This is a genomic window from Allokutzneria oryzae (assembly GCF_042429765.1).
Classification (GTDB): Bacteria; Actinomycetota; Actinomycetes; order Mycobacteriales; family Pseudonocardiaceae; genus Allokutzneria; species Allokutzneria oryzae.
In genome coordinates, this window is the sequence record NZ_JBHLZU010000027.1 from 296,410 (window position 1) to 320,863 (window position 24,454).

General features: G+C 70.9%; 15 protein-coding genes. 10 read left to right on the forward strand and 5 right to left on the reverse strand.

What is annotated here, in order from left to right; translation table 11 throughout:
* Positions 1–66 precede the first annotated feature (66 nt).
* Together ACFFQA_RS31800 and ACFFQA_RS31805 are read left to right on the forward strand one after the other, a co-directional pair.
* A complete protein-coding gene (locus ACFFQA_RS31800; RefSeq protein ID WP_377860347.1) occupies positions 67–2,130 on the forward strand; it encodes a WXG100 family type VII secretion target in 2,064 nt (687 codons plus the stop codon).
* Positions 2,131–2,194: 64 nt separating this feature from the next.
* The gene (locus ACFFQA_RS31805) at positions 2,195–3,199 is read left to right on the forward strand and encodes a hypothetical protein (protein WP_377860349.1); all 1,005 of its coding nucleotides are present in this window, start codon (positions 2,195–2,197) and stop codon (positions 3,197–3,199) included.
* An 88-nt stretch (positions 3,200–3,287) separates the two neighbouring features.
* On the opposite strand, the gene ACFFQA_RS31810 is transcribed toward ACFFQA_RS31805, so the two are convergent.
* Together ACFFQA_RS31810 and ACFFQA_RS31815 are read right to left on the reverse strand one after the other, a co-directional pair.
* Entirely contained in the window at positions 3,288–4,679 is a 1,392-nt protein-coding gene (locus tag ACFFQA_RS31810; RefSeq protein WP_377860351.1) for a hypothetical protein, read from the reverse strand.
* Positions 4,676–5,848, reverse strand: a complete 1,173-nt coding sequence (locus ACFFQA_RS31815) for a type VII secretion protein EccE (RefSeq protein WP_377860353.1) — start codon at positions 5,846–5,848, stop codon at positions 4,676–4,678. Before ACFFQA_RS31815 ends, ACFFQA_RS31810 begins: the two co-directional genes overlap by 4 nt.
* A 553-nt stretch (positions 5,849–6,401) precedes the next feature.
* Between ACFFQA_RS31815 and ACFFQA_RS31820 the strand changes: the two genes are divergently transcribed.
* Positions 6,402–7,367: a phospholipase D-like domain-containing protein gene (locus ACFFQA_RS31820; RefSeq protein ID WP_377860354.1), complete on the forward strand. Its 966-nt coding sequence runs from the start codon at positions 6,402–6,404 to the stop codon at positions 7,365–7,367.
* 667 nt (positions 7,368–8,034) lie between these two features.
* Here the strand turns inward: ACFFQA_RS31820 and ACFFQA_RS31825 are convergent.
* The gene (locus ACFFQA_RS31825; protein WP_377860356.1) at positions 8,035–9,099 is read right to left on the reverse strand and encodes an alpha/beta fold hydrolase; all 1,065 of its coding nucleotides are present in this window, start codon (positions 9,097–9,099) and stop codon (positions 8,035–8,037) included.
* Between the two features lie 72 nt (positions 9,100–9,171).
* Positions 9,172–10,518: a cytochrome P450 gene (locus ACFFQA_RS31830; protein WP_377860358.1), complete on the reverse strand. Its 1,347-nt coding sequence runs from the start codon at positions 10,516–10,518 to the stop codon at positions 9,172–9,174.
* Between the two features lie 174 nt (positions 10,519–10,692).
* On the opposite strand from ACFFQA_RS31830, the gene ACFFQA_RS31835 reads away from it, so the two are divergent.
* Positions 10,693–11,505, forward strand: a complete 813-nt coding sequence (locus tag ACFFQA_RS31835; RefSeq protein WP_377860361.1) for an SAM-dependent methyltransferase — start codon at positions 10,693–10,695, stop codon at positions 11,503–11,505.
* Positions 11,506–11,519: 14 nt separating this feature from the next.
* Here ACFFQA_RS31835 and ACFFQA_RS31840 read toward each other — a convergent pair whose 3' ends face one another.
* Positions 11,520–12,278, reverse strand: coding sequence for an alpha/beta fold hydrolase (locus tag ACFFQA_RS31840; protein WP_377860363.1), 759 nt, complete (start codon positions 12,276–12,278; stop codon positions 11,520–11,522).
* A 184-nt stretch (positions 12,279–12,462) separates the two neighbouring features.
* Between ACFFQA_RS31840 and recQ the strand changes: the two genes are divergently transcribed.
* The 6 genes from recQ (at position 12,463) to ACFFQA_RS31870 (ending at position 24,439) form a co-directional block, all read left to right on the forward strand.
* Positions 12,463–14,283 (forward strand): DNA helicase RecQ, encoded by a 1,821-nt coding sequence (gene recQ / locus ACFFQA_RS31845; RefSeq protein ID WP_377860365.1) that lies wholly within the window; start codon positions 12,463–12,465, stop codon positions 14,281–14,283.
* Positions 14,280–15,209: an aminoglycoside phosphotransferase family protein gene (locus ACFFQA_RS31850; protein WP_377860367.1), complete on the forward strand. Its 930-nt coding sequence runs from the start codon at positions 14,280–14,282 to the stop codon at positions 15,207–15,209. Before recQ ends, ACFFQA_RS31850 begins: the two co-directional genes overlap by 4 nt.
* Positions 15,210–15,360: 151 nt before the next feature.
* Positions 15,361–16,179, forward strand: coding sequence for an NBR1-Ig-like domain-containing protein (locus ACFFQA_RS31855; RefSeq protein ID WP_377860369.1), 819 nt, complete (start codon positions 15,361–15,363; stop codon positions 16,177–16,179).
* A 97-nt stretch (positions 16,180–16,276) separates the two neighbouring features.
* Positions 16,277–17,128 (forward strand): 3-hydroxyacyl-CoA dehydrogenase family protein, encoded by an 852-nt coding sequence (locus tag ACFFQA_RS31860; RefSeq protein WP_377860371.1) that lies wholly within the window; start codon positions 16,277–16,279, stop codon positions 17,126–17,128.
* Positions 17,125–18,681: a PfaD family polyunsaturated fatty acid/polyketide biosynthesis protein gene (locus tag ACFFQA_RS31865; RefSeq protein WP_377860373.1), complete on the forward strand. Its 1,557-nt coding sequence runs from the start codon at positions 17,125–17,127 to the stop codon at positions 18,679–18,681. The genes ACFFQA_RS31860 and ACFFQA_RS31865 overlap by 4 nt, the downstream gene beginning before the upstream one ends.
* Positions 18,682–18,715: 34 nt before the next feature.
* Positions 18,716–24,439, forward strand: a complete 5,724-nt coding sequence (locus ACFFQA_RS31870; protein ID WP_377860375.1) for an SDR family oxidoreductase — start codon at positions 18,716–18,718, stop codon at positions 24,437–24,439.
* The last annotated feature ends 15 nt before the right edge of the window (positions 24,440–24,454 follow it).

The following is a 24,454-nucleotide window of genomic DNA, read 5'->3' on the forward strand; positions in this document are numbered from 1 at the left end:
CTGGCACCGTCGTAATAACGGTGGTATCCCCATCGGGGGCGATGACGAGCGCAGGGTGGTGTGGGCATGGGCAAGCCCGGTGACAAGAACGGGGACTACTACGGCTACGACCTGAACTCCCTCGACCAGCAGGGCAACGGTCAGGGCTGGTCGATGCACACCATGCCGGAGGACATCTACTACACCGAGGCCGACGAGGCGGCGAACCCGTCGCCTGACGGCACCCGGCCCAGCACCCAGCCCGCGCCCGAGACCCCGGCGCCGGACTCCGACGCCGCCAAGGGCCTGATGATCGACCAGATCAAGCTGATGATCGAGGGCGAGCAGCCGGGTACCACCGACGACCGGGCGCTGCAGTGGAACAACGTCGCCGCCATGCTCAACACGGTCCAGACGCAGATGCGCGGCCAGACCGACCAGCTCGACGGAGACTGGGAGTCGCCGTACGCCAAGGAGCAGTTCCTGCTCAAGGTCGGCAAGAGCCTCGCCTACCTGGAGACCTGGCGGCGGGCCGCCGCCGACAACTCCTCGGCCCTCACCGGCCTCGCCACGGCGATGCGCGAGGCCCAGAGCAAGATGAGGACGCTGTGGAGCGAGTACCAGCAGGCCAGGGAAGACGGCAAGTACGACTTCGGCGACTACGCCGCGAACATGGGCAAGGACTACCTGAACTCGTTCACGCTCGGTCTGACCGGTGAGGGCAAGACCGAGGAACAGCACATGGACGAGATCAAGGAGGAGTACAGCCAGAAGGCCAGGAACCTGCTGAGCGAGACCGCGACCGCCTATGGGCCTTATCTGAGCAAGCTCGGCAGCGGTCGGTCCCACAAGCTGAACCCGCAGAACTCGGTCTACCACCCCGGTGCCATGGGCCTGCCGACGCCGTCCATGCCCGCTCCGCCCAGCGTGCCCGGTGGGCTGAACGGTCCCGGAGCCTTCCGCGGGGCGCCGCCCCCTCCGCCCGGCACCAAGCCGCCGAACAGCGACAAGCTCAACCAGTTCACCAAGAACCCGCCCCCGGCGCCGCGGGTCAACACCCCGCCGACGGTGAACACCCCGCCGGTGCCCGCCGCAACCCCGCCGGTGGTCCCGACCAGCCTGGTCCCGCCATCGCCCAACGGCCTGCGCACCCCCGGCGCGCCCCCCACGCCGCGCCTGACGGCGCCGTCGCCGGGGGTGCTCAACGCGCCGTCGCCCGCGCCCGCGTTCAACGCGAACAACCTCGGCGTGCTCGGCAACGGCCCCGCCTTCACCAACGGCAACGTCCCCGGTGGTGCCACGACCGCCCCCGGCGCCTTCCGCGGCGGCCCGCCGGGACTCAACGGGTCGACGCTGGGCTCGAACGCGATGGGCAGCCAGTTCAACCCGCCACCAGCCCCGCAGTCCAACCAGCAGAAGGCGCCCCAGAGGCGCAAGGACACCCCTTCGCTGAACGGGCCGCAGATGTCCGGCTCGATGAACCCGCCGCCGTCCCCCGGCAGCACCGAGCGCAACCGGCCCGGAGCCCAGAAGCAGGGCCTGCCGCCGCTCAGGCCCGGTGTGGAGGACGCCTTCCAGGCGCCGCCGTCCTCGGCGACGCCCTCGGTGCTCGGCGACCGCAAGCCCGCGGCGTCGCGGCGAAACCGGCCGGGCGCGCTCCCGCCGGGCGCGTCGAAGGTCAACCCGCTGGTCGACGACTCCATCGTGCCTCCGGTGCTGGCCAACCCGCACCACAAGGGCCCGGCCAAGACCTACACCGAGGACCTGGCTGCCAGGCAGCGCGCCCTGCAGGAGCGGAAGCAGCGCGCGGAGCGCGAGCGCAGCTCGGAGTTCGGCCACAACCTGCCCTCCGGTTCCGCGCCGGTGTTCGAGGGCCGCACCGCGGCCAAGGACACCAGGGACACCAAGCGCGAGAAGGAGGCGTCGGTGCCGACGGCCCTGCTCGGCGCCACGGCCGCCGCGGCACTGGACCCGCACGCCGCTCCGGCTCGCTCCGCGGACAAGGTCGCCCGCGACATCCGCAGGCAGGTCGAGGAGAGCACGGAGGAGGCCTGGGCCGCGCAGCAGACCCCCGGCGGTCCCGTCGTCGAGGGCCGCACGGAGCAGGAGTACCGCGCCGAGCCGAAGCCGAACGTCACCGCCAAGCAGTGACCACCCAGCACGACCGCAGTGAAGCCGCCCCGGACGCCCCCGTCCGGACTGTTGGAGGAGCCCGATGAACGACACCGCCGCCTGGGCGACAGAAGGCAAGGAGCTCAAGGCCGACCCCAACACGCTCAAGGGGTTCGCCACGAACCTGGCCACCATCGGGGAGAACCTCAAGGACGACAACAACGGTCCGGTGATGGGCCTGTTCGGCGGCGGTGACGACGTGTCGATCTCCTCGGGCACCTTCGCCGAGGGCAAGCGCGCCATGGACCTGGACTCCCGCAACGCCCGCGAGATGATGCAGTACCTGGGCGACCAGTACCGGGAGCTGCTCGCGCACTCCGCGGCCACCCACGTGCTCGCGGACATGTACGAGACCGGGGCCAACAACCACGCGATCAGCCTGAACGCGATCATGTGGGCGTACCAGGAGCCCGGTGCCACGCCGCCGGGCAACGTCCCGCCGTACCTGTACGACGAGAAGGGCAAGCTGCTGACCATGAACGGCCTCTTCCAGGAGGCCGGGGGCGGCGGAGGCAGCACGAAGACCGACGTGCAGACCAGCGCCATCTGCCTGCCCGACGGGCGGACGATCACCGAGTACCGGACCGCGGACGGTGGCACCCGGGTGGTGACCAAGCACGCGGACGGCAAGATCGAGGAAGTGGTCAAGAACGACAAGGGCGACAAGCTCTACGAGGTGGTGACGACCCAGGCGGGCGCGACGACGACCTTCTACCAGGACAACAAGGTCGCCGGGAGCACCGTCCGCTCGACGACCACCTCGAACCAGCGCACCGCGAACGGCGATGTCGAGCACGAGCAGACGACCTTCGAAACTCGGGACGCCGAGGGCAAGGTCACCTCGACCAAGACCGAGCACATGGTCACCACGACCAACTCGGGCGACAACACCCACACCCGGGACTACTACACGACCAAGGGCGACGACCCCACGAAGACCGACCAGCGGCACATCGGCAGCCAGCCCGCGATGCCCGACCAGGAGGACTGGCAGGACCTGGCCGAGCAGGAGTCCGAGCGGGCCAGGAACCGGCTCGGCGGCTGGTGAGCCCGCGGCTCTGACCCACAGCGGCCCTGACCCACGAAGGAGGCCCACCCCCGGTGCGGGGGTGGGCCTCCTTCGTGCGCGGGTGTCGTCAGTAGCGGCCCGGGCGCCCCAGGCGCTGTTCCTCGCCGGTGACCGTGAGCGCGGCGTACTGGCGGGTGGTGTCCATGAACATCGCGACCATGTCGTCGCGCAGCCGGGAGATCTCCTGCGTGGTGTCCGGGGTGAAGCTCATCTCCGATGCCACGAGGGAGGCCTCGAACGGCGCGAGCCGCTGCAGCAGCACCAGGTCCGCCCGCTTGGCCAGCTGCGCCCGCTCCGGGGTGAGCTGGCGCAGCACGGTCAGCCTGGTGCGCCACGGGACCGGGGCCTCCTCGGGCGGCGGCTGGTCGTCGTAGACGCACAGCAGGGGCTTGTCGGCCGATGCGGTCAGCTCGTTCTCCGACCCCGGAGGCAGCACCATGAGCCGGTCGGAGCGCCCGACAGCCAGAGTGCCGAGGTCGTGCCAGCCGTTCGCCTGGTGAGTGAACATCACCACCCGCGCGCCGAACCGAAGCGCGCGGAAAGCGAGCAGCCGCGCTGCCCACATGCCACCCACAAGCAGGGCTTCGGTGGCCTCCGGCCGGAACAGGGTGATCGCCACCGGCTGACCCGCCTGGTCCCGGCCCAGCCGCAGCCCGAACGAGGACCCGGTGAACTGGAGCAGGTCGAGTGCCTCGGCGGGGGCGTGGTGGTGGCCGATCCGGAGCGGGGCGAGCCCGCCGTGCTTGCGGGTCTGCCACGCCTCCTGCTCCGTGGAGCCGCTCCGCTCCGGGGTGGGGCTGGGGGGAGTGGGCGGAGCCAGCGGCGGGCTCGAACCGGCCGCCAGGGGCTGCGCGAGCAGGGTGCCGGTGGCCGCGGCGGTCGCCACCGCCCCGGCCTCGCCGACGCCCGCGGCGCCGGGGTAGGCGATCGGCCCCCCGAGCACCTGGCCCATCTGCCCCGGCGGGGGCATGGCGACGGCGCCGGGGACCGGCCCCGGCTGCTGGGGTTGCTGTTGGGGCTGGTGCGGGGCCGGGCCGGGCCCCGGTCCGGCGGGCCGCTGCTGGGGCGGGCCGGGCTGCTGGTGCGGCCCCGGACCCGGCCGCTGCTGGTGCTGGGGTGGCGGTGGCTGCTGGCGCGGCTGGCCGCCGGGCGGCGTGTGCGCGTACTGCCCGCCGAGCACCGGGCGGATACCGCCCTGGCCAGGGGGGAACGGCCGCTGCTGGGCCATGCCCTGGCCCGGCGTCTGCGGAGGACGCTGCTGCTGCGGCATGCCGCGGTGCGGGGTCGGCGGCTGCGCGTGCCGTGGCCCGTTCTGGGGCGGCGGCGGTTGCTGGTGCGGTCCCTGCGGTCCCTGCTGCCCTTGCCTGCCGGGCGGCTGCGGTGGGCCCGGAGGCCGCTGGGGTCCCTGTCCCTGCTGGGAGTTCCGGGGCCGCGAGTCGGGCTGTTCTGGCTCGTTCACCGTGCACCTCCCCCGCTCGGGGCCGACGCGTAGACGGCCGGTGCGTGCTGTCCGTCCAATTGTGTCAGCCGGGCCCCGGAACGCGCAGCCACATCGACCACCGCGGAGCACGCCTGGCGGAACCGCTCCGGCGGCGCCGCCACCCGGATCAGGCAGCGCAGGTCCGCGCCCTCGTGGGTGGGCTCCAGCAGCAGCGCCACGCTGACCAGCGGGGCGGGCAGCTCGGCGAGCGCGGCCAGCAGCTCGACCCCGCGGACCGGGTCGGGCCAGGAGCGCACCCAGAAGACCGCGTGCGCCAGCCACGGCGAGTACCAGGCGTCCCACTCCTCGCGGATCCGCTCGGGGCCGCCGGGCCGGGCCAGGTCGCAGGAGCGGGCCATCGCCTCGGTCACCTCGTCGGCGTCGAGGATGCGGGCGTCGTGGCCGCGGCGCCGCAGCACCCGCTCCACCCGCCTGGTGATCTCGGAGAGCACGCCGGGCACGTCCACCCGGCCGTCCTGGTTGTCGATCATGGACTCGGCGGCGGCGTGCGCGTCCAGCCGCACCGCGACCCAGGTGGTGTGCTCGCGCCTGCCCGGTCCGACGATCGGGCCGTTGTGCGCGACGACCTGGGTGACAACGCCCGCCTGCTCCGCGTCGGCGGCGATCTTGACGAGCGCGGCGAGCGGCACCGGCGGCGTCGGCGCGCTGCCGTCCTCCGCGGACACCTCGATCACCGTGAACCAGCCCGCCCCGTCGCTGCCGAGGCCCAGCTTGCGGTCGTTGGGGCCGTCCACGTCGTCAACGACCAGGGTCGGGGCCAGCTCGGTGAGCGCGGCCATCCTCGGGTCGTCCCGGACCTCGCCCGCCGCGCCGCGCCTGCGCCGGAACCGCATCCACAGCGCGATGCTCTCGGTCCACCAGCGGCCGTGCGACCTGCCGAAGATCAGGGCGAGGGCGACGAGGCCGAGCACGCACGCCGCGACCAGCGCCCACACCCCCTGGAACACCGCGTACGCCAGGGCCAGCAGCACGACCTGCAGCGCGATCAGCCGGGCCAGGCCGAAGCCGCCAAGCCGTCCCGGCTGCCGCCGGGGCCGAAACCACGCCCCGGAGCGGCGGCGCGCTCTCGTGCTCTTCGCCGCACGCGGGCGAGCCCGCACGTCGGACGGCGGAGACTGGCTCGTCATCACTCGCAGTTCCTTTCCACAGCCAACGGTATCCCTCACCCACCGCCGGCCTGTGTTACCGGTCTCACCCATCCTTGCGGATGCCGTGCTCTGGGTCATGCCCGACATCCGACCTTTGGGAAAGGTGTCTTCCTGTCATGTTTGCCGTCATAGGCGAAAGTGATTCGACCGGAGCCGAAGAACCCCTCGTTCGTATGTGATCGTCTATCGCGACCGGGCGGATTCTCAAGGGGCAGCGGTCCACTGAGGACGGAGTCATGGGGGTGGCCGTGCGGACCAGGCGGATGTGGATGTCCTTGTGGGTGGTGGCCGCGGCGGTGGCCTCGGCGCTGACGCTCACCCCCGGCGCGGCCCTGGCCGCCGAACCGGACCCGGTGGTCAATCGTCCGGTCTTCAACGACCCGTGGGGCCCGCCCGCCGCGCAGAACGCGAACTTCATCCAGTTCGCGCGGCTCATCGACCGGGTGCCCGCGGCTTCGACGTCGTCAGCACCGCCGACACCTCCGACGACCCCGACCCCACAGCGCGGTTGCTTAATACGCACGCCCGCGGAGTGGTCCTCGACCCAGGGCAGGTTGGCAACCGCGCGCACACCAAGCTCAAGGCCGCGCTAGGGGCGGACGACACCAAGCCCAGCTTCGTGGTGGCCTGCAACGACAAGTTCCCCGCCGCGAAGCGCGGCTGCATCGGCACGCGGAGCAAGACCTGGAGCGACGGCACGCTCTACGCCTACAACCACACCAAGTTCGCGGCCTTTTCGAAGATCCGGATGAACAACGGCGACACGGTGCCGAACGTGGTCTTCATGGGCTCGTCGAACATCGGCGACTGGGACGCCGTCGAGGCGTACAACGACATGTTCACCTTCAGCGACGCGAAGGTCTACGGGGCGTTCCACAAGTACTTCGCCGATCTGCGCTCCTACCGCCACACCGCCGCGGGCAACAACGACTACTACGTGGACACCGGATCCGGATCCCAGTTCCGCGCGTTCTTCTTCCCCCGCAAGGAGCGCTCGGGCAAGCCCTTCGAGGACGCGGGCAGCGACACCGTCTACAACACGTTGCTCTCGGTCGACCCCAGCTGCCGGTACCAGGAGCCCGACGGGTCGTGGCACCAGACGGACGTCCGCGTGGTGATGCTGTCGTTCAACCGGCCCGCGATCGCGAAGAAGCTCGCCGAGCTCAGCCACAAGGGCTGCTGGGTCGATGTCGTCTACGCCGGGGCGAGCAAGGACGTCCTCGCCGCCTTCAAGGGGAGCAAGGCGCAGCTCACCTTCTGCGACTTCGACAACACGGCAGGGAAGCGCGACCTCCAGGTGCATTCGAAGTTCATGCTCATCGACGGCAAGTACGACAACGACATCACGCCGCGCGTCTACACCGGAAGCCACAACTACGCGTGGTCGGCGCTGCGTCAGGCCGATGAGGTGATGATGCGCATCTCCGGCCGCGAGGTTCACGACGAGTACGTGCGGAACTTCTGGACGATCCGCGACACCTGCAAGCGCCGCGTCTAGTCCGTGCCCTCGTGCACGCGTGGGCCAGCTGGCGTGGTCGGGTTGTCGCGTTTTGTCACCTTGATGCGCAAGAGAGCGCTCCCAATTCGCATTAAGCCTACAAAACGCGAAAAGGGGGGCAGGTGGGTGAGGGCGCCAGGTGAGGCGCCAGGTGACGCGTCAGGTGAGGGCGCCAGGGGGGTGGTGGGGTGGTGGGGGGCGAGGTGGTGGGGTGGCGAGGTGATGGGGTGGTGGGGGGCGAGGTGGTGGGGTGGGGGCCTTGTGTAGACGCGAGCTGGGGCCTGTCGGCCTCCGGGAGTGGGGGCCTTGCGGGTGGCCGTTGAGGCCCACGGGCGCCAGTGGCGGGTCGGGAGGGAATGCGCCGCCCGGCTCGCCGAGGTGGTCCTCTCCCTTGGGCTGTGGGGCTTCTTGACGGGGATGATCCTGCCGACGTGCACCCGTTCGCGTGCAAGGAGTCTGGAAGCGTCCGTCCTAAGTGGACGCGTGTCGTTGGGGCCTTCCGTCGCTTGTGGACAGTGGAGCTGCTGGTGCCGATGGGAGCATGGGCCGCGCGGGTCGGCATCGGTTCGCTGTTGGGGACGGTCGGAGCGCGGACTCCGGTGATGGCTGACGGCGAAGGCCCGCCGATCCCGTTGGTGGGACGGCGGGCCTTCGCTGGTGTTGCTCGTCAGGCGCCGAAGTGCTTGTTCAGCCACGTCCTGGTCGCGTCGCGGTACTCGTCCGCGTTCTTGTGCAGCCCGAGGGAGTGCCCGGCCTTCGGCAGGACGTACGTCTCCAGCTTGGCTTCCTTGCTGTAGTAAGGGGCTTCCTGCGGGTGCAGCGCCTTCGCGCTGGAGCAGTCGCGCAGCGCCAGCAGGCCGCAGAACAGGATGTCCTTCTCGCCGACCGCCTGGAAGACCGGGACGTTGATGCCCAGCGTGGCGGGCAGGATGATGCCGAACACCGCGACGGTTCCCATGCCGGGCACCGACACCTGGTCCTTGGTGGCCTCGTCCGCCGCGATCACCTTCGGGTCGGCGTCGTCGGCCGCGTAGAACAGCGGGCCACGGGCGCCGGGACGGGTCGCGAAGTACAGCGGGTCGCTGCCTCTGCTGCCCAGCAACGGATCCAGCAGCGTCGGGTGCAGGCCGAGACCCGCGCCGACACCGAGCACGGGCAGCGCGGGCAGGTGCGTGATGCCGGTGAGCCCGACGCCGTCGACGTCCTTGTACTTGGCCGCCGCGTAGGCCACGATGCCCGAGCCCACCGAGTGGCCGATCATGATGACCTTCGTGAACGCGGTCCCCGCGACCTTGCCCGCGCGCAGGTGCCCGACGACCTCGTGCATGGCGAGGGCTTCCGCGTCGATCATCATCGGGATGCTCAGCGGCTTGCTGCTCTTGCCGGTGCCGAGCCGGTCCACCGCGAAGGTCGCGTACCCGTGCTTGGCCATGTCGCGCTGGTAGGAGTACTTCTCCGGCTGGTACGGCAGATCCCAGTAGGCGCGGTTGTAGGTGCCGCCGTGCACCAGCAGCTGCACGGTCGTCGGCGTCGCGCCCTTCGGCGAGCAGAACTGCCCGCGCACCACCGCAGGCATTCCCGGGCTCAGCAACGGAAGCAGGCCGGGAGCGGTGACCGGCAGTGTCACCTCGGAGCAGCTGACCTCGGCGGCGAAGGCCGACGGGGCCGCGGCCCCGGCCATCAGCAGGCCGCACGCGAGTAACGAGGACGTCAGTTTGGGCAGCAGTCGCACGGGGACAACCTTCCAAGGCTCGGCGAGCGCGAGAGGGGGCAGACAGTACCGCTCGTGACGGAGTCGTCACTTTCAGGTGACGCGCGGCATGACGGTCATCGGCAGCTGGTTGGGCTGCATCGTGGCTTTCACCTTGGCGTAGACGCGTTTTCCCGGAACCGGCACCAGCCGCCACCGCGCGCCGACCGTCGCCGCGACGATCGCGATCTCGGTCTGCGCGAAGAAGTGGCCGGGGCAGAACCGGGCTCCGGCGCCGAACGGGATGTAGGCGCCCTTCGGCAGCGCGGCGGAGCGCTCCGGCAGCCAGCGGTCCGGGTCGAAGCGCGCGGGATCGGGGAAGAGATCCGGGTTCTGGTGCAGCGTGTGCTGGCTGACCGCGACCTCGGTGCCCTTCGGGATCCGCACGCCGCCGAGCTCGACGTCCTCGCGGGCGCGGCGCATCAGGATCAGCGGCGGGGTGCGCCGCAGCACCTCGTTGATGATCCGCTGGGTGTACTCCAGCCTCGGCAGGTCGGCGAAGGTGACCGGGCGGCCGCCGAGGACCTCGTCGATCTCGGCGTGGAACCGCCGCTCGATCTCCGGGTCCCTGGCGATCTCGTGGAAGAACCAGGCGAGCGCGACAGCGGTGGTCTCGGCCCCGGTGGTGAGGATCGTGACCACCTCGTCGCGCACCTGCTCGTCGGTCATCGCCTCCCCGGTGTCCTCGTCCCGCGCCAGCAGCAGCGTGGACAGCAGGTCGCCGTGGTCGGCGCCGGTGGCGCGCGCCGCCTCGATCGCCTCCGGGATCACCTTGCGCAGCCTGGCCGCCGCGGCGTCGAACCGGCGGTTGCCCGGGATGGGCAGCTTCTCCACCACCCGCGGGGAGAACGCCCGCACCAGGACGTTCTCCAACATGATCGGGATCGAGCGGCGGATCTCGGCGAGCACGTCGTCGCCGAGCGCGGTGGAGAACAGCGTCCGCCCGGCGATGCTCAGCGCCAGGTCCTGCATGCGCTGGTCCACCGCGACGACCTGGCCGGGCCGCCACTCGTCGGCGAGCTCGCGGGCCAGCGCGGTCGTGGTGGTCTCGGAGTACCCGGCGATCCTGGTGCGGCTGAACGCGGGCAGCACCATCCGCCGCTGCCGCTGGTTGAACGCGCCGTTGGACGTCGCCAGACCGTCGCCGAACAACGGCCGCATCTTGTCGAAGACGACGCCCTTGTCGAAGTGCCCCGCGTCCGTGGAGAGCAGCCGCCACGCCAGCTCCGGGGTGGTGACCACGTACACCGGCAGCGGGCCGAGGAAGATCCGCACCACGTCGCCGTGGTCTCGCAGGGACGTCAGGAAGCGCACCGGGCCGCGCAGCATCGACACCGTGTGGCCGACGAGCGGTAGGCGACCGGGGGCGATCGGGGCCCGGGCGTCCGCTTCGGTCGCCATGCCACCCACCTTCATCACCGAGGTCAGGTCAACCGGTGACAGTAGGTAATAATCGGGTCGGCCCGCGATGATCTCCGGGGCACATACACACGATCGGATGGGTCCGGCGGTCGGGTGTCCCGGTCGTGACCGAAGACGAAGATGATGTCCGACCGAGGATGATCGGGGTGCAAGGTGACCGGAAGCCTGAACTGGGTTCCCTCCGAGGTCGACACGGCGGTGCCGAGCCCCGCCCGGGTCTACGACTACTGGCTGGGCGGCGGGCACAACTTCGCCGCCGACCGGGAGCTGGCCGAGAAGATCCTCACGATCATGCCGGGCATCCGGGACGCGACCCGGCTCAACCGGTCGTTCCTGCGGCGCGCGGCGCTGCACATGGTCTCCTCGGGCGTGCGCCAGTTCCTCGACGTCGGCTCCGGCATCCCCACGGTCGGCAACCTGCACGAGATCGTGCAGGCCGCGGACCCGGAGTGCCGGGTGGTCTACGTCGACCGGGACCCGGTGGCGGTGGCGCACTCGCGGCTGCTGCTGGAGAACAACGACCGCACCGCGGTGCTGCAGGCGGACCTCCGTGACGTGCCTGGCATCCTGGACGCCCCGGAGGTCCGGGAGCTGATCGACTTCGACCAGCCCGTCGGCCTGCTCATGTTGCTGCTGCTGCACTTCGTGCCGGACTCGTGGGACCCGGTCGGCATCCTCGCCCGCTACCGCGACCGGCTGGCGCCGGGGAGCTTCCTCGCGATCTCGCACGTGGCCGGGGACTCGGGGGCCTCGCGGCTGGACGAGGCGGTCGAGGCGTACAAGTCCAGCCAGAACCTGCCCTACGTCCGCGACCACGACGAGGTGCTCCGCTTCTTCGACGGCTTCGAGCTGGTGGAGCCGGGGCTGGTCGGCTGCGCGCTGTGGCGCCCGGAGGGCGCGGGCGACGTCACCGACAGCCCGGAGATCAACGCGCTGCCCTACGCCGGAGTCGCCCGCAAGCCCTGACGCGCGCCCGCGTCTCAGCCGGAGGCGGTGAGGAAGGACTCGACGCGGGCGGTGAGGGTGAGCGGCGCCTCGTCCATCGCGTAGTGGCCCGCGTCGGCGAGGACCTCCAGGCGGGCGTTGGGGTAGTGGGTCATCCAGGTCGCCCGCATCACCTCCGCCGACAGGGCCGGGTCCTGGCCGCCGACAACGGCGAGGGCCGGGACCGTGTTGCCCTCGATCTCGGAGTGGAAGTCGGTCTTCACCCACGCCGCGAGGTAGTCGCGGAACGCCTCCACCGTGGAGCAGGCCAGCGACCGGGCGACCATCGCGTCCAGCCAGCGGCCGGGCAGGGTGCCACCGGTGGTCATGTCGATGATCGCGCGGCGGTTCGCGGGGTCGTCGACGGCGCCGGAGAACAGGTCCCAGGTCTGCTCGTCGAACGGGACGCCGGTCGCGGGCACGGGGGAGACGCCGACCAGGGCGCGCACCCGCTCCGGGGCGTCGGCGAGGACCCGCTGCGCCGCCATGCCGCCCATCGAGTGGCCGACCAGGGAGAAGTGCTCCCAGCCGAGGTGGTCGGCGAGGGAGAGCACGTCGCCCGCGATCTCGGCCATGGTGAACTCCCCCGGCGTCGCCTTGGCCTCGCCGTAGCCGCGGTAGTCCGGGAACGCGTAGGTGAAGGCCGACTCGTCCAGGTGCGGCCACAGCGGCGCGAAGGCCGTCCGGTCACCGAACCAACCGTGCAGCGCGATGACGCGGTGTTCTCCGGTGCCCTGGGTCTGGTGGGGGATCACGTGCGCTCCTTTGCTTGGGGCACACAGGATCCCGCGCGTTGGTGAAGTTCAGGTCTCGACCTGGTCGTGATGACGGACCCGGTTCGGGTGAACTCCGCGCGCCCGCCGCTCCTCCGGTTCCCCGCGCCCTGCCCGACCGAGCGGCCGCGGCGGGGGATGTCGGTGTCCCTCGTAGTATCGGGGAATGGCCTCCCCCGATATCCGTGCCGGACTGGACGTGCTCAACCGGGTCTTCGGTTACGACTCCTTCCGCGGTGACCAGCAGGCCATCGTGGAGCACGTGATCGGCGGCGGCGACGCGCTCGTGCTGATGCCGACCGGCGGCGGGAAGTCGCTGTGCTACCAGGTTCCCGCGTTGGTCAGGAAGGGCGTCGGCGTCGTCATCTCCCCGCTGATCGCCCTGATGCAGGACCAGGTCGACGCACTCACGGCGCTCGGGGTGAAGGCGGGTTTCCTCAACTCCACCCAGGACGCCCAGCAGCGTCGCGCGGTCGAGTCGGCGTTCCTCTCCGGTGAGCTCGACCTGCTCTACCTCGCGCCGGAGCGGCTGCGCGTGGAGTCGACGATCCGGTTGCTGGACCGGGGAACCATCTCGTTGTTCGCCATCGACGAGGCGCACTGCGTCTCCCAGTGGGGCCACGACTTCCGGCCGGACTACCTCGCGCTCTCCGAGCTGCACGAGCGGTGGCCGGACGTGCCGCGCATCGCGTTGACCGCGACCGCGACCAAGGCCACCCACGGCGAGATCGCCACCCGGCTCAACCTCACCGAGGCCAGGCACTTCGTCTCCAGCTTCGACCGGCCGAACATCCAGTACCGGATCGTGCTGAAGGACCGGGGTGAGCAGCAGCTGCTGAACTTCATCCGCACCGAGCACTCCGGCGACGCCGGGATCGTCTACCGGCTCTCCAGGGCGAAGGTGGACAAGACCGCGGAGTTCCTGAACCAGAACGGGATTCCGGCCGTGCCCTACCACGCGGGGCTGGACGCGCGGACCCGCGCCGAGCACCAGGCCCGGTTCCTGCGCGAGGACGGGCTCGTCGTGGTCGCCACGATCGCGTTCGGCATGGGCATCGACAAGCCCGACGTGCGGTTCGTCGCGCACCTCGACCTGCCCAAGTCCATCGAGGGCTACTACCAGGAGACCGGCCGCGCCGGGCGGGACGGGCTGGCATCGACCGCGTGGATGGCCTACGGCCTCGCCGACGTGGTGCAGCAGCGGCAGATGATCGAGACCTCGGAGGGCGACCGCGCGCACCGCAGGAAGCTGTCCATCCACCTCGACGCGATGCTCGCGCTGTGCGAGACGGTGGAGTGCCGCCGCGTGCAGCTGCTCAACTACTTCGGCCAGTCCGGCACCGCGTGCGACAACTGCGACACCTGCTTGAACCCGCCGGAGTCGTGGGACGGCACAGTCCCGGCGCAGAAGGTGCTCTCCACCGTCTACCGCCTCGATCGCGAGCGGGGCCAGAAGTTCGGTGCCGGGCAGATCGTGGACATCCTGCTCGGCAAGCGGACCACCAAGATCGAGCAGTACCGGCACGACCAGCTCTCCGTGTTCGGCATCGGCACCGAGCTGGACGGCTCGGAGTGGCACGGGGTGATGCGCCAGCTGTTGGCGAAGGGGCTGCTCGGCGTCGAGGGCGAGTACAGCACCTACGTGCTCACCGAGGCGAGCGGCGAGGTGCTCGGCCGCAAGCGCGAGGTCATGCTGCGGCGGGAGCCCAAGCGCGCGGCGCGGCCCGCGAAGTCCTCGCGGAGCAAGGCCGCCGTGGTCGACATGCCAGCCGAGGCCGCTCCGGTGTTCGAGCAGCTGCGCTCGTGGCGGGCCGCCGCCGCGAAGGAGCAGGGCGTGCCCGCGTACGTGATCTTCCACGACGCCACTCTGCGGCAGATCGCCACCGAGGCGCCGAAGACCCTGGCCGAGCTCGGCACAGTCAACGGGGTCGGCGAGAACAAGCTGGCCAAGTACGGGCAGCAGATCCTTGACACACTCAGCTCGTGAGCGCACTGGTTCCGGACGGGTTGATCAAGGCTCAGACCGAGCACGGCGGCCCGGAGGGCCGGGCATGGCTGGTGGAGCTGCCGCGCATCGTCGAGGAGTACCTGGACCGGTGGCGGCTGCGGGTGGACGGCGACCCCGGGCACGGCATGGGCTCGCTGGTGCTGCCGGTGCTCCGGGAGGACGGCACCCGCGCGGCGCTCAAGCTCGGTCCGGTCACCGAGGACAACGAGGGTGAGTCCGCCGTGCTGCGGGCGTGGGACGGCGACGGCGCGGTGCGGCTGCTGGAGCTGGACCAGGAGCGCAGGGTGCTCCTGCTGGAGCGGCTGGACGCGGCCCGGCCACTGTCCACTGTCGCCGATCCGTGGGAGGCGCTGGACATCCTGACCGGCCTGCTCGCGCGCGTCATCGCCGTGCCCCCGCCCGAGGGGCTTCGGCGGTTGTCCGACATCGCCGCCGCCATGCTCGCCGACGTGGAGCGGGCACTGCCGCGGCTGGCCGACCCCGGTGAGCGCGCGCTGCTCGACACCTGCGCCGGGGCCGTCCGCGACCTCGTCGGCGAGCCAGGGCACCACCTGCTGCACTGGGACCTGCACCAGGGCAACGTCCTCGCGTCGCTGCCGGATTCGGGGCGGGAGCCCTGGCTGGTCATCGACCCGCAGCCGCTGGTCGGCGATCCCGGGTTCGACCTGATGCCGTCGCTGGACGACCGGTGGGAGGAGGTCGTGGCCTCCGGCGACGTGCCGGGCGTTGTCCGCAGGCGCTTCGACCTGATGACCGACGCGCTCGGGCTGGACCGGCGGCGGGCGGCGGGCTGGACGCTCGGCCGTGTGCTGCAGAACTCCCTGTGGGACATCGGCGGCGGCGAGACGTCGCTGAATCCGGAGCAGGTGGCCATCGGGCGCGCCCTTCTTGGGGTATATGCCTGATCGGGCGACAAACGCTCGCGCTCCGGAGTTTGTATCCTGGTGTTTCTCTGAGTTGTATGGGGACATCGGTCATATTCGGACATTGTGGAGAAATCCCATTAACGATTATGGGAGCGCGGGCGCTGACCGGGCGAAACAGGGGCGCAAAGCCGTGCGGCCGGACCCGGCGTCCGGTCCGGTCGCGGAGTTCGCCGACGCGCTGTGGCGATTGAAGCTTCGGGCGGGCGACCCTTCCTTCGACCGTATCCGAAACGTCCACGGTGCCGCGGCCGCGAAGTCCTCGCTCGCCGCCGCGGCGCGTGGCCAGCAGTTTCCGAGCTGGGAGACGACGTGGGAGTACGTTCGCGCGCTCGCGGTGAACGCGCTCGGCGAGGATGTCGACCTCGTGCGCGCGGAATGGCGGCTGAAATGGGAGCAGGCGCGCGCCCGAATTGAGGGAAGCGACTTCGTCGCGAATGTTCCTGAGCCGCCTGCCTCTCGGGCTGCCGTCCCGGTTCGGGTGCGCTGGAGAAAAGTATTCCTGCTCGCCGTCGTCCTCTTTCTCGGCTTTTCCCTGACAAGTGCCGCCGAGGTGCCGCCGGTCGCCACCGGAGTTCCCCCGCACCTGGCCCGCCTGGTTCCCGGTGACAATGTCGGGGTGCGGCGCATCGTGAACTATCCGAATGGGGCGTACGTCCGGCCGGGAACGGATATCGTCAAGATCTGGGAACTGGTCAACATCGGTACCGCGACCTGGACCGACCGTTATCTGGAGCGCATCGACCCGGTGCTGCCCGGCGGCTGCTCCTCGCCGGAGCGGGTGCCGATCGCCATGACCCGCCCCGGGCAGACCGTGCTCGTCGCCGCCCCGTTCCACATCCCCGACACCCTCGGGCAGTGCGTCGTGCGGTGGAAGATGGCCGACGCCAACGGCACGCTGTTCTTCCCGGAGAGCCTCTACGTCCAGCTGCACCTGATCATCACGAAGTAGGCGCTGAGCTGCGGTTACGCATTGTGCGATGACCGTGGACAACGTTCGGGCGGTGCGTCCTTGCCGGAGCCGTCGCGGCCCTTCCATGCTTCGGTCCGTGCCCAGCAGTGCTGAACCACCCGCCGCAACCCATCACCCGATCGCGGTGGTCGGAGCCGGAACACTCGGTCGCCGCCTCGCGCTCATGTTCGCCTCGGGCGGCGCCGAGGTCCGCATCACCGACCCGGTTCCCGGGCAGATCGCCGAAGCAGTGGAGTTCGTTTCCGGTCATGCCGCGCACGCTCCGGGAAGAGTGGTTGCCGCCGACTCCGTCAAGGCGGCCGTGGACGGGGCCTGGCTCGTTGTCGAAGCTGTTCCGGAACGCCTCGAACTCAAGAAGTGGGTATTCGCCGAACTTGACCGGCTGACCGGTTCCGAGGTCGTCCTCGCCAGCAACTCGTCGTCGTTTCCCACGAGTCGTCTCATTGACGGGCTGGCTTTTCCTGAGCGTGTGCTGAACACCCATTTCTACCTCCCGCCACTGATCAACGCGGTCGAGGTGATGTCCTCGGGGCGCACGTCGCGCGCTGTCATGGACAAGGTTCTCGGAGCGCTTCCGGAATTCGGGTTCACGCCGTTGGAGGTGCGCGCCGAGAGCACCGGCTTCATCTACAACCGGATCTGGGCCGCGGTGAAGCGGGAGGCGCTCGCGGTGGTCGCCGAGGGCGTCGCCACGCCGGAGGAAGTGGACCTGATCTACCGGCTCGTCGTCGGGGTCTCCTCGGGGCCGTTCCGGGTGATGGACCAGGTGGGGCTGGACGTCGTCCTGGACATCGAGAACCAGTACGCCGCCGAGCGCGACGGGCTGCCGGAGGGGCCGCGCGGGCTGCTGCGCGAGTACGTCGGCCGTGGACACCTCGGCGTGAAGAGCGGACGCGGCTTCTACAACGACTATCGGGAAGGCTCATGAAAACGCTGCCCCAACCCGCATTCCAGCCCGCGCGGATCGCGGAGCTCGTCGACCGGATCAGGGAGCCCGCCCACGTCGTCGCCTCCGGCGCGGGCTACGGGCTGGCCGTCGGCGAGCACGGCCCCGAGCACGGGGTGATCGGAGTCCTGCCGCCGCTGTACCCGGAGTGGCTCGGCGACCGGACGTTCAACGAGACCCACGGCACGCGGTTCCCGTACGTGGCGGGGGAGATGGCAGGCGGCATCGCCACCGTCGAGATGGTCACCGCGATGGCGCGCGGCGGCATGCTCGGGTTCTTCGGCGCGGGCGGGCTGGGCCTGCCCCGGGTCCAGGACGCCGTCACCGAGCTGGCCAGGTCCCTGGCGGGCCTGCCGAACTGGGGCGTGAACCTGATCCACTCGCCGAACGAGCCGGTGACCGAGGGCAGGGTCGCCGACCTGCTGATCCGGTCCGGGGTGCCGTGCGTGTGCGCGTCGGCCTTCACCGACCTGACGCCCGCCGTGGTGCGGTGCGCGGCGGCCGGGCTGACCAGGGACGCGGAGGGCGGGATCATCCGCCGCACCCGGATGTTCGCGAAGATCTCCCGCCCGGAGACCGCCGAGCGGTTCCTGTCCCCGGCCCCGCCGGAGCTGTTGCGTGGCTTGGTGGAGCGCGGCCAGCTCACCGCCGAGGAGGCCGAGCTCGCCTCGCTGGTCCCGGTCGCCGAGGACATCACCGTGGAGGCGGACAGCGGTGGCCACACCGACAACCGCCCGCTGGTGTCGCTGCTGCCGGTGATCCTGGCGTTGCGGGACAAGCTCGTCGCGCGGTTCGGGTACCGGCGCCCGGTGCGCGTCGGGGCGGCGGGTGGGCTCGGCACTCCTGGAGCGCTGGCCGCCGCGTTCGCGGCCGGGGCGGCGTACGTGGTGACCGGGTCGGTCAACCAGGTCGCGGTCGAGTCCGGGCTGTCCCCGGCGGCCAAGGCGCTGCTCGCCGCGGCGGACCTCGCCGACGTGACGATGGCGCCCGCCGCCGACATGTTCGAGCAGGGCGTGAAGGTGCAGGTGCTGCGGCGCGGAACCATGTTCGCCGCACGGGCGACGCAGCTCTACGAGGCCTACCGCGACAACGACTCGCTTGAGGACCTGCCCGAGCGGGTGCGCACCCGGATCGAGCGGGACATCCTGCGCATGCCGGTCGCGGACGCGTGGGCGGAGACCGAGCGGTTCTGGCGGGAGCGCGACCCGGCCGAACTCGTCCGTGCCCGCACCGACCCGAAGCACCGGATGGCACTGCTCTTCCGCTCCTACCTCGGCCGCAGCAGCCGTTGGGCGGTCGATGGCGACACCGGCAGGCGGGCCGACTTCCAGATCTGGTGCGGCCCGGCGATCGGCGCGTTCAACCGCTGGACGGCTGGGACCTTCCTCGCCGAGCAGGCCAACCGCACGGTCGTGCAGATCGCGCTGAACCTGCTGGAGGGGGCCGCCGTGCTCACGCGCGCCCACCAGCTGCGCGTCTACGGCCTGCCGGTGCCCCCGGAGGCGTTCACCTTCACGCCGCGCCGCCTGGTCTGAGCACCCAACCACCCACCACTCGCAGGAGAAGTCTGTGGCACGCGAGAGCGCGCAACCGCCGGTGGCCGTCGTCGGCCTCGGCGCGATCATGCCAGGATCGCTTGACGTAGCGGGGTTCTGGCGCACCGTCGTCGACGGCCGTGACCTCATCAGCGACGTGCCGGGCACGCACTGGCTGGTGGAGGACCACTACGACCCCGACCCCACGGCGCCAGGCAAGACCTACGCGCGGCGCGGCGCGTTCCTGTCCGATGTGGACTTCGACCCGGTCGCCTTCGGCATCCCGCCGAACGTGCTGCCCGCGACGGACTCCACGCAGCTGCTGTCCCTCGTCGTCGCCGAGCAGGTCCTCGCCGATCTCGGTGGGGGGCTCGCCGACACCGACCGCGACCGGGTGAGCGTGATCCTCGGCGCGTCCGCGATGAAGCTGATGTCGGAGATGACGGGCTGGCTCAACCGCCCGGTGTGGCTGAAAGCCTTGCGGGAGAACGGTGTTGACGAGGAGACCGCGCAGGCGGTGTGCGACGGCATCGCCGGGCACGGGCCGGAGTGGCAGGAGGCGACGTTCCCCGGCATGCTCGGCAACGTCGTCGCCGGGCGCATCGCCAACCGCTTCGACCTGCACGGCGCGAACTACACCACCGACGCCGCCTGCGGCAGTTCGCTCGCGGCGGTGTCGGCCGCCGTGGCCGAGCTGGCCGTCGGCCGAGCCGACCTCGTGCTGACCGGCGGTGTGGACACCACCAACGACATCGGCACGTTCGTCTCCTTCAGCAAGACCCCGGCGCTGTCGCCGACCGGTGACTGCCGCCCGTTCTCCGCCGACGCCGACGGGACCATGCTCGGCGAGGGCCTGGCGATGCTCGCGCTCAAGCGGCTCGACGACGCCGAACGCGACGGCGACCGGATCTACGCGGTGATCAAGGGGATCGGCGCGGCCTCGGACGGCAGGAGCACGGCGATCTACGCGCCGCTGCCGGAGGGGCAGGCCAGGGCGCTGCGCCGCGCGTACGAGGCCGCCGGCTACGACCCGGCCACCGTCGAGCTGGTGGAGGCGCACGGCACCGGCACCATCGCGGGCGACCGCGCGGAGTTCACCTCGCTGCGCGAGGTCTTCGACGAGGCCGGGCGGATCGAGCGGCAGTGGTGCGCGCTCGGTTCGGTGAAGTCCCAGGTCGGTCACACGAAGTGCGCGGCGGGAGCGGCCGGGCTGGTGAAGGCCGCGCTCGCGCTGCACCACAAGGTGCTGCCGCCGACGATCAAGGTCGAGCGGCCCAACCCCGAGCTGGAGCTGGAGCGCACCCCGTTCTACCTCAACACCCAGGCCCGGCCGTGGGTCGGCAACCCGGAACACCCCCGGCGGGCGGCCCTGTCGAGCTTCGGCTTCGGTGGCAGCAACTTCCACCTGACCCTGGAGGAGTACACCGGCGAGGCCACTGCCTGGCGGCACCGCACGCAGGCCAACGAGCTCGTGCTGTTCAGCGCTGACTCCTCCGAAGAGCTGCTGGAGCTGGTGCGCGCCAAGAGGAGCGGTTCGCTCGCCGACATCGCGCGCCGCAGCCAGCGGGACTTCCGGGCGACCGACCCGGTTCGGCTCGCTGCGATCGCCGATGACGCGGATGACCTGGCGGACAAGCTCGCCAAGGCCGCCGCCATGATCGAGCGCTCGCCTTCCGCGCCGTTCGCAACACCGACCGGAGTCCACTATGGACTTGGCTCGGTGGTGGGTCGGACCGCGTTCTTGTTCCCCGGGCAGGGTTCCCAGTACGTGGGCATGAGCGCTGACCTCGCGATGCACGTGCCGAGCGCTCAGCGGGTGTGGGATCGCGTCGGTGCTGAGGACTTCGGCGACGAGCCGCTGCACCGAGTGGTGTTCCCGCGTCCGGTGTTCACTGACGCCGAGCGCGCCGCGCAGTCCGCCCGGATCACCGCGACCGAGTGGGCCCAACCCGCGCTCGCCGCGCACAGCCTCGCACTGCTCGGCGTTCTCGGTGACCTCGGCCTTCGCCCGGATTGCGTTGCGGGGCACAGTTTCGGTGAGCTCGTCGCGCTGAGCGCGGCTGGTGCCTTCGACGAGCGGTCGCTGCTGCTGATGGCCCGGCGACGCGGTGAGCTGATGCGGGACGCGGCCGAGGTGCCCGGCGTGATGATCGCCGTGACCGCCGCGCGGGAGGATGTGGAGAAGCTGCTGTCCGGCATCGGGATCGCCGATGTGTGGGTGGCCAACCACAACGCGCCGGACCAGGTCGTGGTCTCGGTGGGCGCGGGCTCCGCCGACGTCGTCGAGCAGAAGATCGCCGCCGAGGGTTTCGGTGTGAAGCGGCTCAACACCGCGACGGCGTTCCACAGTCCGCTGGTGGCCGACGCCTCGGCACCGCTGCTGGACTTCCTCCGTGGTGTCGAGGTCGTCTCGCCGGCCCTGGAGGTGTTCGGCAACGCCGACGCCGCCGTGTACCCGGCCGCGCCGGAGGAGATCCGCTCGCGCGTCGCAGGCCACCTCGCCGCGCCCGTCCGGTTCGTCGAGCAGATCGAGGCGATGTACGCGGCGGGGGTCCGGCGCTTCGTCGAGGTGGGCGCTGGATCGACGCTGACCGGCCTGGTCGGGCGTGTCCTCGGTGACCGCGAGCACCTGGCGGTGGCGACGGACCGCAAGGGGCGCAACGGGATCAGCAGCCTGAACGAGGCACTGGCCCGGCTCGCGGTCAGCGGGACCGAGCTGGACTACGAGGCGTTGTGGGAGCGGCACGCACCGCTCACGGAAGCGAAAGAGGAGCGTAAGACCAAGATGACGGTGCGAATCAACGGCGCGAACCAGGGCCGCCAGTACCCGCCCGCCGGGGGAGCCGCGGCATTTCCCGCGCCCAACCCGGTTGTTGCTGAACCTGTTGTGGTGCAAGGGACTGAGGAGCCCGGATGGCTTCGTGCGGTGGAGGAGAGCCAGCGGCAGACCGTCGAGGCGCACAACACCTACCAGCGCCTGCTGTCGGAGAGCCACATCGCCTTCCTCCGGTCCTCCGAAGCCACGCTGGCCGCTCTGCTCGGGACGAGCGGTGGCCTGCCGGAGCTGCCGACTGCTCCCGCTGCTCCTGCCGTCGCCGTGCCCACCATCGCTCCGACTCCGGCTCCGGCCCCGACTCCAGCGCCGGTTCTCGCTCCGGCCCCAGCTGTTGCGCCGATGATGCCCGCGGCTCCGGCTCTTCCCGCCATCACCGCCAGCCCGGTGCCCGTGGCGGAACCGACCGGTGACATCAGCACGGTGTTGTTGAGCGTGGTGGCGGATCGTACGGGTTATCCGGTGGAGATGCTGGATCTGGATATGGAGCTTGAGGCCGACCTCGGTATCGACTCGATCAAGCGGGTTGAGGTGTTGTCCGCGTTGCGTAAGGAGGTTCCGGGGCTGGCGGAGTTGGATTCCGCGCGGCTGGGGGCGTTGCGGACGTTGCGTGAGATTTCCACGGGGTTGGGTGGTTCTGTTCCTGCGGCACCGGTTCGCGACATCACCGGGGTGTTGTTGAGCGTGGTGGCGGATCGTACGGGTTATCCGGTGGAGATGCTGGATCTGGATATGGAGCTTGAGGCCGACCTCGGTATCGACTCGATCAAGCGCGTTGAGGTGTTCTCCGGGCTGCGTAGGGAGGTTCCGGGGCTGGCGGAGTTGGATTCCGCGCGGCTGGGGGCACTGCGGACGTTGCGTGAGATTTCCACGGGGTTGGGCGGTTCTGTTCCTGCGGCACCGGTTCGCGACATCACCGGGGTGTTGTTGAGCGTGGTGGCGGATCGTACGGGTTATCCGGTGGAGATGCTGGATCTGGACATGGAGCTTGAGGCCGACCTCGGTATCGACTCCATCAAGCGCGTTGAGGTGTTCTCCGGGCTGCGCAAGGAGGTTCCGGGGCTGGCGGAGTTGGACTCCGCGCGGCTGGGGGCGTTGCGGACGTTGCGGCAGATCACCAGCGAGCTGGGCGGTGCGCCCACGCCGGTGGCGGAGCCGGACGCCGACGCGAGGGTGATCCGCCGCGTGCTGCGGGCTGTCGAGACCCCCGCGCCCGGCTTGGCGATGGTCGGGCTCGGTGACGTTCCGCTGTTCGTCACCGACGACGGTGGTGGCATCGCGGAGTGCGTCGCCGCCAAGCTCACCGCCTCGGGTATCGATGCCGAGGTGGTCACCCAGGTTCCCGCCGACGCCAACGGCGTGGTGTTCCTCGGGGGGCTCGCCGAGATCGGCTCGGTCGACGACGCGCTCGCCCAGCACCGCGACGCCTACCAGACCGCCTGGCGCACCGCCAAGAGCTTCACGGCCAGGGGTGGCGTGTTCGTCACCGTCCAGGACACCGGCGGCGACTTCGGGCTCGACGGGCGCAGCCCGGACCGCGCGTGGCTCGGCGGGATCTCCGCCCTGTCCCGCGTGGTCGCCAAGGAGTGGGACGACGCCTGCGTCCGGGCGATCGACTGCGAGCGCGGTGGTCGCCGCGCCGCCGACATCGCCGAGGCGATCGTCCAGGAGCTGCTCACCGGTGGGTCCACTTTGGACGTGGGGCTGCGCGCGGACGGGACCCGGCTGACGCTGCGCACGGTCACCGAGGAGCTGGACGGCACCCCGGGCACCGCGGTCGGTCCGGAGTCGGTGATCGTGGTCGGTGGCGGCGCCCGTGGGGTGACCGCGCCGGGGCTGCTCGCGCTGGCGCGTTCGCACCGGCCGAGGCTGGCGATCCTCGGCCGGAGCCCGCTGGCCGACGAGCCGGACTACCTCGCCGGTATCGGTGACGAGGCCGCGTTGGTCCAGGCCGTCGCGAAGCGGGAGCGCATCGCCCCGGCCGCCGTGCGGGCCACGGTCCGCCGCGTGCTGGCCAACCGCGAGGTGCACGCGAACCTGAACGCCCTGCGGGAAGCCGGTTCCGAGGTCAGCTATCACGCCGTCGACGTCCGTGACCACGCCGAGGTCGCCGCCGCGCTCGACGAGGTCCGGGCGAAGTGGGGGCCGATCACCGGGCTCGTGCACGCGGCCGGAGTGATCGAGGACCACCCGCTGGTGGAGAAGACCGACGAGCAGTACGAGCTCGTCACCAGCACGAAGCTCGCCGGTCTGCGGGCGTTGCTGGACGCGACCGCGCAGGACCCGCTCACCGTGCTGTGCCTGTTCTCCTCGGTCGCGGGCACCTTCGGCAGCGACCGGCAGAGCGACTACGCCATGGCCAACGAGACGCTGAACCACGTGGCCGTCGCGGAGAGCGTGCGCAGGCCGGACTGCCTGGTGCGCTCCATCGCGTGGGGCCCCTGGGAGGGCGGAATGGTGGACTCCTCGCTGAAGGAGTTCTTCCGCCGCAGGGAGATCGCCTTGATCTCGTTGCGGGACGGTGGCGCGGCGTTCGCCGACGAGGTCACCGGCGCCGGCGCCGATGTCCGGGTGATCGTCACCGCTGGGGAGGGCGTGGCCGTGATGACCGGCAGGAACCAGGACCCGCCCGCGGTGGAGGTGCGGCTGCACTCCTCGACCCACCCCGAGCTGGTCGAGCACGCCGAGACCGGGGTTCCCGTCGAGACGGCGCTGGAGTGGATGAGCCGTGCCGCCCGCACGTGGTTCCCGGAGCTGGACCACCCGGTGCTCGACAACGTTGAGGACCTCGACGAGCTGCGGCTGCCGGAGCTGAGCGGGGTGGGCAGCCGGATCACGGTGCGGGGTAAGCGGATCAGCGCAACGGCGGTGGACATCGAGGTCGGCGACGAGCCGAGCTTCCGCGCCCGCCTGCGGATCCAGTGAGCCGGAGAGGGAACA

Bases quoted from the DNA above. Each gene is read 5' to 3' on its own strand.
- ACFFQA_RS31800 (WP_377860347.1), top strand. From the start codon at position 67: ATGGGCAAGCCCGGTGACAAGAACGGGGACTACTACGGCTACGACCTG.
- ACFFQA_RS31805 (WP_377860349.1), top strand. From the start codon at position 2,195: ATGAACGACACCGCCGCCTGGGCGACAGAAGGCAAGGAGCTCAAGGCC.
- ACFFQA_RS31815 (WP_377860353.1), bottom strand. From the start codon at position 5,848: ATGACGAGCCAGTCTCCGCCGTCCGACGTGCGGGCTCGCCCGCGTGCG.
- ACFFQA_RS31830 (WP_377860358.1), bottom strand. From the start codon at position 10,518: ATGGCGACCGAAGCGGACGCCCGGGCCCCGATCGCCCCCGGTCGCCTA.
- recQ (WP_377860365.1), top strand. From the start codon at position 12,463: ATGGCCTCCCCCGATATCCGTGCCGGACTGGACGTGCTCAACCGGGTC.
- ACFFQA_RS31865 (WP_377860373.1), top strand. From the start codon at position 17,125: ATGAAAACGCTGCCCCAACCCGCATTCCAGCCCGCGCGGATCGCGGAG.